The organism is Collinsella aerofaciens, from assembly GCF_032584215.1.
Lineage (GTDB): Bacteria > Actinomycetota > Coriobacteriia > Coriobacteriales > Coriobacteriaceae > Collinsella.
In genome coordinates, this window is record NZ_JAWHPN010000172.1 from 1 (window position 1) to 250 (window position 250).

1 pseudogene is annotated in these 250 nt (G+C 63.2%); it reads left to right on the forward strand.

Going from position 1 to position 250, the window contains the following annotated elements:
• A pseudogene (locus RX395_RS10230) lies at window positions 1–239 on the forward strand (hypothetical protein); the annotation flags it as partial.
• Window positions 240–250: the final 11 nt, after the last annotated feature.

Genomic DNA, 250 nt, shown 5'->3' on the forward strand with positions numbered 1-250 from the left:
CGATGGCCGCTAGCGAGGAGCTGGCCCGCAGGGTCGTGGAGGCCGGGCGGTCATGTTCGCTCACCACCGCCGTCCTGGAGGAGTGGTCGAGGCTCGGCACCCCGAAACAGGTGGAGTACCTGGCGGGTGTTAGCGTCAATCTATTTTTCACCAGTTTCGCTAAACAGGCGCGCCGTTCGCGCAAAGGCGGTTTCACCGGTTGCGCTAACGTATTTTCACCGATTCCGGTCACGGCTTGACGGGGCCGTCC